Source organism: Micromonospora sp. 050-3, assembly GCF_046549335.1.
GTDB lineage: Bacteria > Actinomycetota > Actinomycetes > Mycobacteriales > Micromonosporaceae > Micromonospora > Micromonospora trifolii.
The window spans coordinates 1,380,702-1,393,358 of record NZ_JAJPVX010000001.1 but is presented as its reverse complement, the minus strand read 5'-3'; the positions used below and the strand labels follow the sequence as shown (position 1 = coordinate 1,393,358).

The following is a 12,657-nucleotide window of genomic DNA, read 5'->3' as shown; positions in this document are numbered from 1 at the left end:
CTCTGTCGGGAGCGATCAGGCTCATGCATCCATGGGCTGGTGTCATGGTCGTGCCGCGCTCTTCGGTGGTGCGGTCGAGTCGCGCACGACGAGGCTGGTCGGAAGCACGATCTGGCTCGGCTCGTCCCACTCGCCGGTCACCAGCGACTTCAGCATCCGCGCGGCTTCGTACCCGAGCTGATACATCGACTGGTCCACAGTGGTCAGACCCGGCTGGGTCAACGCCGACTCGGGAATGTTGTCGAACCCCACGACGGACAGGTCCCCCGGCACCGAGAACCCCAGCTCCCTGGCGACCTCCAGAACCTTCAGGGCCATCCCGTCACTCGCCGCGAAGATCGCCGATGGTGGGTCCGGTCGTTGCAGCAGGACGCGCGCCAGCGGAGTTGCCGACTCGGGGTTGAAGTCTCCCCGGCCGATCAGCGTCGGATCGACCGGAACCCCGGCGGTGGTCAGCGCGGCCCGGTAGCCCTCTTCCCGCGACCAGGCCGAGGCCAGGCTGTCACGGCCGGCGATGAACCCGATGCGCCGATGGCCCAGGCCGAGCAGGTGCTCGACCGCTGTGGTGGCGCCCGCGAGGTTGTCAGAGATCACCGAGGGCGCCGTCGAGCCCCGCACCGGGTCGATGGCCACGACCGGCGTCCGGGTCCGGAAATCACCCCAGGGCGTGACGACGATGCACCCGTCGGTGAGGGTGCCCGACAGGCGGGTCAGGTGCCGCTGCTCCCAACCCTCCGAATACGACCCGTAGAGGTCGCTGTTGGCGTAGATGATCAGATCGAAGCCCGAGCGGCTCAGCGCCTTCATCACGCCCTTGAGCACCTCCGCCGTGTACGACTGGAAGCTGTGCGCCACGAGGCCCAGCACGTTGGTGCGGCTGCGCCGAAGGCTGGTGGCCACCAGACTCGACTCGTAGCCGAGCTGCTCGATGGCGGAGCGCACCTGAGCGACAGTGCGAGCGCTGACGCCGTAATGCCCGTTGACGACGCGCGAGACGGTGGCGGTGGAAACGCCAGCAGCTCGGGCGACATCACTCATCGTTACCGGCGCATTGACTTCAATCATGCCGCTCTCTCTGGACTGCAATCGTTATCGGTTACGTTTCCAGGATGTTGCCAACGTAACTGAGAACGATTACGAACACAAGACCTCTTCGTCCTTACCCGACCACTAAGAACGACGTCCTAACTGGACGATCGCAAGAGCGGGGTCGACCCCCGATGCCGTTGCGGAGAACGCAATCGGCAGCCTCTGGCGGCGATCGAAGTAAGGCCCGATTTCTGTGCCGGTGCTACCCGTTGACAACAGGACGGCACCCTCCGTCAAGAACCATTCCTCGACCCGGGTGAGCGCTCACAGCTGCCGAACTTCGGCGGTCCCGGTAAAGACCTTCGACGTCGGCCGGTCCGGGTCCGCGCTGATGACAAAGGTGCCGGCATGGGTGTGATCGGCAGCCGAGAAGCCGACGTACACCTCGATCTGCCCGGCCTCCACCGCGTAGGCCATGCTCCGGTCGTAGAAACCGAGCTGACCGGTGGGGAGCGCGAACCGCACCGCCACCCGCTGGCCGGCGGCGGCCTCGACGCGGGCGAAGGCCTTCAGCTCCAGCACCGGCCGGGTGATCGTGGCCTGCGGATCGCGAACGTAGAGCTGTACGACCTGCTCCCCCGCCCGGTGCCCGGTGTTGGTGATCGTGACCTCGACACCGACGCTGTCCCCGGCGCGGACCTCGGCGCTTGCCACAGTGGCCTCCTCGATCACGAACGAGGTGTACCCGAGGCCGTGGCCGAAGACGTATCGCGGCGCGACCGGCGAATCCACGTAGTCGCCGTGCCAGTGTGACCGCCCGCCGGACACCTTGTGGCCGTAGAAGACGGGGATCTGGCCCACGCCGCGGGGGTACGAGATCGGCAGCTTTCCGCTCGGGCTGACCTCACCGAGGAGCACCTCCGCGATCGCCTGCGCCCCGGTCTCCCCCGGCAACCAGGCCATCAGCACCGCGGCGCACTCCTCGTGCAGGAAGTCGCTGCCCACCGGTCGGCCGGCGACGAGCACCGCCACGACGGGCGTGCCGGTGGCGACGACGGCACGGACCAGCTCTTCCTGCACGCCCGGCAGGTCCAGACTGGACCGGTCCCGCGACTCGCCAGTGGTGGCCCCGGGCGTCAGCCCCGAGCGGTCACCCAGGACCAGCACCGCGACGTCGGCCGCCGCGGCAGCTGCGACCGCCTCGGCGAACCCCTCGGTCGACGGGTCGAGCACGTCGCAGCCCTGGGCGAAGCGCAGCCGGTCGCCCAGCCGCGCCGCGAGTTCGTCCCGCACCGTCGGCAAACCATCGGTGCTCTCGTCGATCTCCAGATCGTCCGGGATCGTCATCATCTCGCCGAGCAGGCCGCGCCGCTTGCGCGCCTCGACCAACGCCTCGATGTGGGCCGCGAACGAGTAGTCACCGAGCAGGTGTCGGGCATCGTCGGCGTTCGGACCGATGAGGGCGACAGTTCCGGCGCCCGCGAGCAGCGGCAGCACGCCGTCGTTCTTGAGCAGGACGAGGCTGCGGCGGGCGATCTCCAGCGCCACGCCCCGGTGCCGCTCGGCGTTCGCCGAGGTAGCGGCCGTCTCCTCGTCGACGTACGGGTTCTCGAAGAGCCCGAGCTGGACCTTGTGCCGAAGGACCCGTGCGACCGCCTCGTCGAGCTGGGCCTCGCTGACCTCGCCCGCGTCCAGGGCGCGGGTGAGAGCGTCCGCGTACGCGTCCGTCGCCGGAAGCTCGACGTCCACCCCCGCGCTGAGGCCAACCGTCGCGGCCTGCTGCTTGTCCTGCGCGAAGTGGTGGTACGAGTGGAGGTCGTTGACGGCGAAGTAGTCGGAGACCACGCTGCCGGTGAAGCCCCACTGCCCACGCAGGACGTCGGCGAGGAGTTCGTGGTTGGCATGGCACGGGACGCCGTCGAGCTCGTGGTAGCCGGCCATCACCGACTGGAGCCCGCCGTCGCGGACCGCCGCCTCGAACGGGTACAGGTACACCTCACGCAGCAGACGCGGCGGCAGCTGGGCCGGCGCCCAGTTCAGCCCACCCTCGGACGCGCCGTAGCCGACGAAATGCTTGGCGGTGGCGAGGACGCCGTCGGTCAGGTCGGCACCCTGGAGACCCCGGACGAACGCCACCCCCATCCGGGACACCAGGTACGGGTCCTCGCCGTAGGTCTCCTCCGTCCGGCCCCACCGTGGGTCGCGCACCACGTCCAGCACCGGCGAAAGCCCCTGGTGGCTGCCCATGGCGCGCATCTGCGCGCGGACGGCGTCCGCCAGCTGCCGGTTGAGCTCCGGCGCCCAGGTGCTCGCGACGCCGATCGCCTGCGGGAAGATGGTCGCCTCGCGGGCCATCACGCCCGAGCAGACCTCCTCGTGCACGATCGCCGGGATCCCCAGCCGGGTCTCGGTGACCAGGAAGCGCTGGATCGCGTTGGCGGCCCGCGCCACCTGCGCCGCCTTCAGGCTGGTAGCGCCCGCGACGCGGGTCACGTGCCCCAGTCCGTGTCGAAGGATCGGCCGGGCCCGCTCCGCCGCGAACCGCCCGCCCTCCAGCACTGTGAACGCCCACGTGCTGCCCAGCTGCGCGAGCTTCTCCTCGCGGGTCATCCGGGCCAACAGATCCGACACCCGTTCGTCGACGGGCGCTGTCGCATCGGCGTAGGTCGCCTCGATCTCCGGCTCAACAGTGGTCACCCGGTCACCCCAATCACCGCGACAAGCTGGTCTTCCGGCCGGGGCGGCAGGACCCGCGGGGGGATGCCGGCCAGACATTGATCCAGGCGTCGTGTTCCCTTACGTAAACGTAATCGGTAACGTTTACATAGATCGAGAACGTAATCGAAGTCGATCACGTTGTCCAGAGCTCACAGTGCCTCCACCACCCCTCGGTCCCGGCGCTCGGGCAGTGCTGCCGGCGTCGGACCCGCACGAAGGGAGCCAGCCCTGAACACCCACCCCGACAGCGCGCCGGAGAACGGCGTGAACACGGCCCGCCTGACCCTGGACCCCCGCCGACGCGTCGCACCGGTGCCGCGTCGGCTCTTCGGCTCGTTCGTCGAGCACCTGGGCCGCTGCGTCTACACCGGAATCTACGAGCCGGAGCACCCGACGGCCGACGCCGACGGCTTCCGGGGCGACGTCCTCGCGCTGGTGCGCGAGCTGGGCGTCACCACGGTCCGCTATCCCGGCGGCAACTTCGTCTCCTCCTACCGCTGGGAGGACGGCGTCGGCCCGGTCGACAAACGACCGGCGAGGCTCGACCTCGCCTGGCACAGCCTGGAGACCAACGCTTTCGGGCTGGACGAGTTCATGCGCTGGGTTGGCAAGGCCGACGTGGACCCGATCATGGCGGTCAACCTCGGCACCCGTGGCACCGCCGAGGCCGTCGACCTGCTCGAGTACGCCAATCACCGCGGTGGGAGTCACCTCGCCGACCAGCGCCGCGACAACGGCGCTGTCGATCCGTACGGGATCAAGCTGTGGTGCCTGGGCAACGAGATGGACGGCCCGTGGCAGGTGGGTCAGCGCAGCGCGACCGAGTACGGGCGGCTCGCGGCGCAGACCGCGAAGGCCATGCGCCGCTTCGATCCCGATCTCGAACTGGTCGCCTGCGGCTCCTCGCACCTCGGTATGCCGACCTTCGGCAGCTGGGAGCGTGACGTGCTGACCGAGGCGTACGACGACGTGGACCTGATCTCGCTGCACGCCTACTACCAGCCGGTCGACGACGATCTGGCCAGCTTCCTCGCCTCGGCCGAGGACATGGACAGGTACATCGACGCTGTCACCGCCATCGCCGACTCGGTCGGAGCGATCCGTCGGTCGACCAAGAAGATCATGATCGCGTTCGACGAGTGGAACGTCTGGTACCAGTCCGCCGCCCCGTCCACGCCCCCGAGCGGCGAGGACTGGCCGGTCGCGCCGCCCCTGCTGGAGGATCACTACAGCGTGGCCGACGCGGTCGTCGTCGGCGGCCTTCTCATCAGCCTGCTGCGGCACAGCGACCGGGTGAGCGCGGCCTGCCAGGCCCAACTGGTAAACGTCATCGCACCGATCATGACCGAGGTGGGCGGCTCGGCCTGGCGCCAGACCATCTTCCACCCCTTCGCCCGCACCGCCCGGCACGCCCAGGGCACCGTGTTGGACGTGCTGCGCGAGGGCAGCACGACGACCACCGACCGCTACGGTGAGATCGGTGCGGTCGACGCCGTCTCGACCTGGGACGACACCACCGGGGAGATGGCCGTCTTCCTCGTCAACCGCGCCCTCGACACCCCGGCCGAGGTGACCATCGACGTCGCCGGCGCCCAGGTCAGCGACATCATCGAGTGCGTCACCGTCGGCGGCACCGACCTGCACGCCAAGAACACGGCCGACGGTCCGGACCACGCCACGCCGCGCCCCAACGACACGGCACGCGGCGCCGACGCCAGCGTCCAGCTGACCCTTCCGCCCGCGTCCTGGACGATGCTGCGCCTGCGCGCCACCGACACGACCCCGTGATCGGCTGACGAACGGTCCCGGACGTGCCCCGGCCGCGCACACCCTGGCTTCACCAGGGGTGCGCGGCCGGGACTCCCCCACCACAGGGAGTACGGGGTCGAGCCCGTTGTTATCGGGCGTCGACCGGATCGCTGCGAGAGTCCTTGAAGAGCTTGTCGCCCCGGTAGCGGGCGACCACCGGCGCCAAGCCCTGCTGCAACCGGCGCAGCTTGCGGGCTGCACGGCGCAGGAACTTCGGCGCGGTCACCTTCGTCCCGTCGGACATCACGGCGAAGTGCGTCAACCCCAGGTCGATGCCGACCTCCGAGTCCAGCTCGGGCAACGGCTGGTCGGCGGTCTGCACCACGAACGAGGCGAAGTGCCGACCGGCGGCGTCTCGGAGCACCGTCACCGACGTCGGCGCAGCCGGCAGCTCCCGCGACCAACGGACTTCCAGATCGCCGATCTTCGGCAGCCGCAGTCGACCGTTGTCAAGGACCTTGAACCGGGCGTTGGCGGTGAACCGGACCGCCTGCCGGCTGTCCTTACGGGACCGGAACCGGGGAGCGGCGACCTTGCGACCCTTGCGCTTGCCCGACAGCGAGGCGAAGAAGTTGCGGTAGGCCTTGTTCAGGTCCGCGAGAGCCTGCTGCAACACCACCGACGACACCTCACCCAACCACGCACGCTCCGGGGTCAACTTGGCCACGGTAACCCGCTTGGACAACTCGGCGTCCGTCGGATACGGCAGGCCAGCCTCGTGTGCTTCCTGCCGCACGCGCAGCCCGTCGTTGAACACCACCCGCGCGCACCCGAACGCCTTCGCCAGCGCCTCACGCTGGGCGCCATCCGGGTAGAGCCGGTAGTTGTACCGAAGCTGCACGCGTCGATTCTAGCGTTGGTCTATGGCTGATCTCGGAGACGTCCGCACTGGTAGACGGTCGGGCGCAGGAGCGCGGGGGGTGCGGCCGAGGCGGGGGGTGCGGCCGAGGCGGGCGGGGCGGTGACGGCGGCGAGCAGCGCGAGCATCAGCCGGCGTGTCGGTGCCGGCATCGGGGGACGGGGAGGTGCGACGGGCATGTTCCTGCTCCCTCTTCGGCGTGTGGTCAGACCGCACCGAGCGGCCGACCGACCATTCGATGGTGAGGTGAAGGGATACCAGTAACGAGCGATGCAGCTATGCGAGCGCTAACATCGTTCCCTGTCGAAAACAGAACCATGAATTGCATTGACGGTCAAGACGGAAATCGGAGCGGAGGATCGCGCCGAAACAATGTGGGCGCGCTTCAGCAACGCCAGGACAACTGGCGCGCGAATTCTCTGTCTGGTCAATGTCGTCAAGGAATTCGCGCGCCAGTCGAGGTGGCCTGGAAACGCACCCAGAAGCGACCGGCGGACGCGGTTTATTCGGCCGCTGGCTGCAACCTCCCGTCGACTCGCCGGGAAATGGCGGTGTACTCGTCGCGCAACTCCTCGGGGAGCACCCAGGTCGGGGCGTCCTGCCACGCCAGCGGACGGAGGAACCGTCGGATCGACGTGGCGCCCACCGACGTGTGCACGGCGTTTGTCGACGGCCACGGTCCACCGTGGTGCTGGGCCCACGACACCCGGACACCGGTGGGGTAGCCGTCGAAGACGATGCGACCCGCGCGGGCGGCGAGCACGTCGACCAGTCGGCGTACCACGTCGGCGTCGTCGCCCGGCCCGCGGTGAAGCGAACCGGTCAGCGACGGCGGGACGGTGGCCAGCGCGGCGTCGAGGTCGGCGGCGTCGTCGTACCGGACCACGACCAGGAGCGGGCCGAAGCACTCGTCGGCGATCTCGGCGGTCAGGCCGGCGAGGCCGACCTCCAGGAGGGTCGGTGCCACTGTGAAGCCCGCGCCCGGATCGACAGCGGGCCGCGCCGAGACCCGAGCGCCGGCCCGCTCGAACTCCGTGGCCCGCTTCTCGTACGCGTCCCGGATGCGCTCGTTGAGCAGGACGGCGCCACCCGACGCGTCGACCCTGGCGCGCAGCGCGTCGACCAGGCGGTCACCGCCCGGATCGGACGGAATGAACGCCAGGCCGGGCTTGGTGCACAGCTGACCGCCCGAGTTCGTGAAGGAGCCGAACAGCCCCTCGGCGATCTGCTCTCCCCGGGCGGCAGCCGCGTCGGTCAGGACGACGATCGGGTTCACGCTTCCCAGCTCGGCGTACAGGGGAATGGGGTCGGGCCGTTCGTCGATGGCCGCCTGGATGGCGCGGGCGGCGTTGACCGAGCCGGTCAGGGCGGCCGCGCGGATCGCCGGGTGACGTACCAGCAAACGGCCGGCCTGCTCCCCGTACACGGTCGCGACGACACCCTCGGGCCCGCCGAGGTCACGGACGGCCGACTCGATCGCGGCGGCCGAGGCGTGCGAGGTCAGCGGGTGGGACGGGTGGGCCTTCAGGATCGTCGGGCACCCGGCGGCGAGCGCGGCGGCCGTGTCCCCGCCGGCGACAGAGAAGGCGAACGGGAAGTTGCTGGCCCCGAAGACGGCGACCGGCCCGAGGGGTACCAGCATCCGCCGCAGGTCCGGGCCTCGACCGAGTGGTGTGTCGGCGGCGTGGTCGATGGTGGCCTCGACGTACGCCCCGTCGCGCAGCACCTCGCCGAACATCCGGAACTGAAGCGCCGCCCGGGTGAGTTCCTGGTCGAGTCGCGCGTGGCTCAGCCCGGTCTCCGCCTCGGCGGCAGCGACCAGATCCGCTCGACGGGACTCCAGCGACGCGGCGATCGCGTCCAGCAACTCCGCGCGGCCGAGCCTCCCGCGCTCGGCCAGCCACTGCGCTGCCGGGGACGCCTGACCGGCGATCGCCTCCAGCCGAGATTCGTCGGTCTCGGTGAGATCCGTCGCGCGACGCTGACCGTCGCGCGGATCGACAGTGATGACCACGTTCACAGCAGTCCTCTCTTTACCAAATTGCCCATGAGATCGCGGACGCCGAAGTGCCAGGGCTCGCACTCCTCCGCGTGCCGCACCCGGTTGACCAGGGTGCCGAGCGCCGGGCAGCTGATCCGTACCACGTCGTCGACCTTGTGGGTGAAGCCCTCACCGGGGCGGTCCCGGTCCTGGATGGGCGCGAACATGGTGCCGAGCATCAGGGCGGCCCCGTCGGGATAGTGGTGGTGCGGCCCGATCAGCTGCCGGACCAACTCCTCGGGATCACGCGACATCTGGGTCATCTCCGAGACCGCCTCCAGGTGGAAGCCGTCCTCGCCGCGAACCTCCAGGCGCACCTCGAGTTCGCGTACCCGATCCATGCCGAACCGGTCGTCGAAGAGCCGGATCAGGGGGCCGAGGGCGCAGGAGGCGTTGTTGTCCTTCGCCAGGGGAAGCAGGAGCGCCGAGCGGCCCTCGATGTCGCGCAGGTTCACGTCGTTGCCGAGGGTGGCGCCGACGATCCGGCCACTGGACTGGACGATGAGCGTGACCTCGGGTTCCGGGTTGTTCCACGTCGACGCGGCGAGCACGCCGACCGGAACGGCGGTGCCGACGGCGGAGAGGATCTGCCCCTTGGTGAAGATCTCGGCGTCCGGGCCGATGCCCACCTCCAGGTACTGACTCCACATGCCCTCGGCGACCAGCAGGCTCTTGAGCCGATCCGCCTCCGGCGAGCCCGCCTCCAGGCTGTGCAGGTCGACACCGACGTCGGCGAGCATGCGGTGCCGGATGTCCGCCGCCAGCGCCAGGTCTCCCCGCGCCCGTTCCTCGATCACCCGCTCGATCATGGAGATCGGGAAGGTCACCCCGGCGGCCTTGAGCGCCTGGAGGTCGACCGGGGCGAGCAACCACGGCCGGTCACGGTCTCGGGTCGCGGCCCCCGTGTTGGCCAGTATCTCCCCGAAGTCGCCCACCCTCGGCCCGTCGAGCCCGGCCACCGTCGCGGCGGGATCAGGCAGCTCGCAGATGTCGCGGACGGTCGGGAACCGGTGGCTGATGTCGATGACCTCGCCGTCGCGGACGGTCACCGGCGAGGGGCCGTCGCCGGACGGGTCCCAGATCCGGCCGATGAGGACGCCGTCGGCATCGTCCGGCAACGCCTCGGCGGCGGTACCCACCCAGTCCGCGCCTGCGGCCGACCCCCGGGGCCGTGGCAGCGTCATGAGTCGCTCTCCAGGTTGAAGAAGGACCGCTCGTCGCGGGGACGGATGTCGAAGACGGCGTCCTGGAACATCCGCAGCGGGTGCGGTGTGAACGGATGCTGCTCGATCGCTGTGAGATCCACCTCGATGCCCAGGCCGACCCCGGTCGGGATGAGGATGTCGCCGTCGTCGGTCAACACCAGTCGCTCGTTGGTGATCTCGGGACGCCACGGCACGTCGGTCGCCATGATTTCCAGGTACCGGAAGTTCGGCAACGTCGCCCCGAGTTGCAGCGTCGCGGCCGTGCTCAGTGGACCACTCGGGTTGTGCGGTGCGAAGCCCACGTAGCTGGTCGCGGCGAGCGTGGAGATGAAGGCCAGCTCGGCGATCCCGCCGGCGTGCGTCACGTCGGGCTGGACGAAGTCGACCGCCTGACGGGCCAGCGCCGGCGCGAAGCCCTGGCGCCCGTACCACCGCTCCCCCGCGGCGATCGGCACCGGTGACGCGCGACGGATGTCGACGAGCGCGTCGAGGTTGTCCGGTGGGCAGGGCTCCTCGAACCACACCGGGTCGAACTGGGCGATCTCCTTCGCCACCTTGATGGCGTGGCGGACGTCGAAGCGCCCGTGCCCCTCGACGAACAGTTCCACCTCGCGGCCCACCGCCTGACGGACGGCGTCGATCTGGGCGAGCACCCGGTCCAGCTGCGCGGTGGTGATGGTCAGGTCGTAGTTCTCGAACGGGTCCCACTTGAGGCCCCGGAAGCCCGACTCCACCGTCCGGCGCGCGGCGGCCGCGTAGTCCTCCGGCGTGACGGCGCCGGAGAACCAACCATTCGCGTACGCGCGGACCCGATCGCGGGTCGCGCCGCCGAGAAGCCGGGAGACCGGCACCCCGAGCTCGCGCGCCGAGATGTCCCACAGGGCCATCTCCAGCGAGCTCAACGCCGTCATGATGACCGGTCCGCCGCGCCAGTACCAGTCCCGCGCGGTCTCGTAGAGGATCTTCGAGATGCTTGTGGGATCCAGGCCCACCACCGCCTCGGCCAGCTCGGCGATGGCGCCCTGGACGGCACGTTCCTTGCCCTCCAGGGTGGCCTCACCGAGCCCGATGATCCCCTCGTCGGTGTGGACGCGCACGATGACGAGGTTCGTACGGTAGAAGTCGACGACCAGTGTGTCGACAGAGACGATCTTCATTTTTCGGCTCAACCCTTCACCGCACCGGCGGTCATGCCCGACACCACGTACTTCTGGACCAACAGGTAGAAGGCGACGGCAGGCAGCGTGAACAGGAAGGCGACGGCCATCACCGTCTGGATCGGTGTACCCAGTTCGCCGATGAAGTTCGCGATGCCGACGGAGGCGGGTTGCAGCTCGGGGTTGAAGATGAACGTCACAGCGAACACGTACTCGTTCCAGGCGTGGAAGAAGGCGATGACCGCTGTGGCCGCGATCGACGGCGCGATGAGCGGCACGTTGATGCGGGTCAGTGTGGTGAAGGGCCGGGCGCCGTCGGCACGCGCGGCCTCCTCCAGTTCCTTCGGGATGCCATCGATGGCGCCCTTGAGGATCAGCGCGACGATCGGCAGGACGAAGGCGGAGTTCACCAGGACGAGGCCGGTCAGCGAGTCGAGCAGTTCGAAGCGGCGGAACAGCGCGAACAGCGGGACGACCATGAGCGCCTCGGGGAGCATCTGCGTGAACAACAGCACGACGGTCAGCACGGCCTTGCCCCAGAACGAGAACCGGGACAGCGCGTAGCCGAGCGGGATGCCCAGACCGACGGAGAGAACCATCGTGCCGACGGCGATGATCAGGCTGTTGAGCAGCCACCCGGCCGCCTTGCCCTCGGCGAGCGCGTCCACGAAGACCCCGAACTGGCCGAGGTCGGGCGTGAGCCGGGGCTGATCGGCGAAGAGGTCGCTGTTGCTGGACAGCGCCGTGACGAACATCCAGTACAGCGGGAACACCGCGACGCCCAGCACGACGAGCACGGCGACGATCCGTGCGGTGACACCGAATCGGAAGCGCCTCATCGGACGTCCCCCTTCTCCACGGCACGGGCGACCAGGCGGCTGCCGATGATGACGATGAGCGAGATGACGACGCCGACCATTCCGATGGCCGCCGCCGATCCGAGTTCCTTCGAGTCGAACGCCTGCGAGTAGAGGTCGATGACGAGCGTCTCGGTGGCTCCGACCGGCCCGCCCTTGGTCATCAGCCAGATCAGCTCGAACCGCCGCAGCGACCAGATCGTCATCAGCAGGGCCAGCAGACCCACTGTCGGCTTGATGACCTGCCAGGTGACCGCGCGGAAGGTGGCCCATCGCCCGGCGCCGTCCACTGTCGCGGCCTCGTTGAGGTCCTGCGGAACGGACTGGAGCGCGGAGAGCAGCACCACGGAGGTGAACGGGAACAACTGCCAGATCGTCGTGGCGAGCACCGCCGGGAGCGCGTAGCGCGAGCTGTCCAGGATCGCGCCGCCGGGCACACCGAGTCCTACGGCGTCGAGGAAGCGGTTCACGATGCCGTACTGAGCGTTGAGCATCCAGGTGGCGATGAGCGCGACCGCGATGCCCGGGGCTGCCCAGGGGACGGTCACCAGCGCCCGTGCCACGCCACGGCCGGGGAACTTCCTGTTGAGCAGGAGCGCGACGGCGAGCCCGGCGCCGATCGCGACGATCACACAGGTGATCACGTAGACGAAGGTGATCAGCAGGGTCCGGTGGAATTCGGGGTCGCCGAAGATCCGGTTGAAGTTGTCGAGCCCGACCCACTCGCTGCGGGTGGGGTTGAGCAGCCTCGTCCTGGTGAAGCTGAGGTACACCTCCTGAACGAGGGGTACCGCCTGGAAGACGAGGATGAACAGGGCGGCGGGTGCCAGGAACAGGTACGGCGTCCACTTGCTGCCCAACGGGCTGGGCCGACGCCGGGGCCGGCCTGGGGGTGTTGTCTTCGGTGCTCCGGTCTGCTCGACCACAGTCATCGGGTTCGATCCTTCTGGGGGAAGGACGCTGCCGGCGCACGGATCGTTGC

Annotated in this window: 9 protein-coding genes; 1 reads left to right on the top strand and 8 read right to left on the bottom strand. The window is 69.3% G+C overall.

What is annotated here, in order from left to right:
* Positions 1-42 precede the first annotated feature (42 nt).
* Both ACLJOK_RS06445 and ACLJOK_RS06440 read right to left on the bottom strand, forming a co-directional pair.
* Positions 43-1,065 (bottom strand): LacI family DNA-binding transcriptional regulator, encoded by a 1,023-nt coding sequence (locus tag ACLJOK_RS06445; RefSeq protein WP_410816809.1) that lies wholly within the window; start codon positions 1,063-1,065, stop codon positions 43-45.
* A 288-nt stretch (positions 1,066-1,353) separates the two neighbouring features.
* On the bottom strand, positions 1,354-3,726 hold the full coding sequence (locus tag ACLJOK_RS06440) for a glycoside hydrolase family 3 N-terminal domain-containing protein (RefSeq protein WP_410816808.1): 2,373 nt from the start codon (positions 3,724-3,726) through the stop codon (positions 1,354-1,356).
* Positions 3,727-4,011: 285 nt separating this feature from the next.
* Here ACLJOK_RS06440 and ACLJOK_RS06435 point away from each other — a divergent pair, with 285 nt between their 5' ends.
* A complete protein-coding gene (locus tag ACLJOK_RS06435) occupies positions 4,012-5,535 on the top strand; it encodes an alpha-N-arabinofuranosidase (protein WP_410816807.1) in 1,524 nt (507 codons plus the stop codon).
* 109 nt (positions 5,536-5,644) lie between these two features.
* Here the strand turns inward: ACLJOK_RS06435 and ACLJOK_RS06430 are convergent, their stop codons facing one another.
* The 6 genes from ACLJOK_RS06430 to ACLJOK_RS06405 form a co-directional block, all read right to left on the bottom strand.
* On the bottom strand, positions 5,645-6,397 hold the full coding sequence (locus ACLJOK_RS06430; protein ID WP_410816806.1) for an RNA-guided endonuclease InsQ/TnpB family protein: 753 nt from the start codon (positions 6,395-6,397) through the stop codon (positions 5,645-5,647).
* Between the two features lie 520 nt (positions 6,398-6,917).
* Positions 6,918-8,435, bottom strand: a complete 1,518-nt coding sequence (locus ACLJOK_RS06425; RefSeq protein WP_410816804.1) for an aldehyde dehydrogenase family protein — start codon at positions 8,433-8,435, stop codon at positions 6,918-6,920.
* On the bottom strand, positions 8,432-9,640 hold the full coding sequence (locus ACLJOK_RS06420; protein ID WP_410816802.1) for a fumarylacetoacetate hydrolase family protein: 1,209 nt from the start codon (positions 9,638-9,640) through the stop codon (positions 8,432-8,434). The genes ACLJOK_RS06425 and ACLJOK_RS06420 overlap by 4 nt, the downstream gene beginning before the upstream one ends.
* Positions 9,637-10,818, bottom strand: coding sequence for a mandelate racemase/muconate lactonizing enzyme family protein (locus tag ACLJOK_RS06415; protein WP_410816800.1), 1,182 nt, complete (start codon positions 10,816-10,818; stop codon positions 9,637-9,639). The genes ACLJOK_RS06420 and ACLJOK_RS06415 overlap by 4 nt, the downstream gene beginning before the upstream one ends.
* A gap of 8 nt (positions 10,819-10,826) precedes the next feature.
* Entirely contained in the window at positions 10,827-11,657 is an 831-nt protein-coding gene (locus ACLJOK_RS06410) for a carbohydrate ABC transporter permease (RefSeq protein WP_410816798.1), read from the bottom strand.
* Positions 11,654-12,607: a carbohydrate ABC transporter permease gene (locus ACLJOK_RS06405; protein WP_410816796.1), complete on the bottom strand. Its 954-nt coding sequence runs from the start codon at positions 12,605-12,607 to the stop codon at positions 11,654-11,656. The genes ACLJOK_RS06410 and ACLJOK_RS06405 overlap by 4 nt, the downstream gene beginning before the upstream one ends.
* Positions 12,608-12,657 lie beyond the last annotated feature (50 nt).